This is a genomic window from Bradyrhizobium uaiense (genome assembly GCF_010811875.1).
GTDB classification, from domain to species: domain Bacteria; phylum Pseudomonadota; class Alphaproteobacteria; order Rhizobiales; family Xanthobacteraceae; genus Bradyrhizobium; species Bradyrhizobium uaiense.
Window position 1 is genome coordinate 1 of sequence record NZ_VKHP01000596.1, and the last position, 419, is coordinate 419.

The following is a 419-nucleotide window of genomic DNA, read 5'->3' on the forward strand; positions in this document are numbered from 1 at the left end:
CGCAGCGTTTTTGCGCTTGTAGGTGAGGAGCGTGGTTCGAGTAATTCATTCCGACTGCAGGCCGCAGGCCCCCACTAATTCACACAGTATAATGCGCGAAGAGTGGGGTATTTTTACGAGCCGCCGGCCACCCGCCGTGCCGTTCTGAATGAGCCGCGCCCATAGCGTATCGGTGCCGGCTGACGTCCCGGCATCGAACACCACATTGGCACCCGACGGCACATTGATCGCCTGGCCTGCGGACTGTGCCACACCGTTGATCAGGACCTCGCCACCGGCTGCCGTGCCGTTCGAATCCCACAGCTGCAGCTGTGGGATTCGAACGGCACGGCAGCCGGCGGCGAGTTCCTGATCAACGGCGTGGCACAGTCCGCAGGCCAGGCGATCAATGTGCCGTCGGGTGCCAATGTGGTGTTCGA

Annotated in this window: 1 protein-coding gene; it reads right to left on the reverse strand. The window is 62.3% G+C overall.

The window, feature by feature from the left end; translation table 11 throughout:
* Nucleotides 1-45 precede the first annotated feature (45 nt).
* Nucleotides 46-419, reverse strand: a 374-nt coding sequence (locus tag FNJ47_RS46665; protein WP_163163553.1) for a hypothetical protein, incomplete at its 5' end; no start/stop codon positions are given.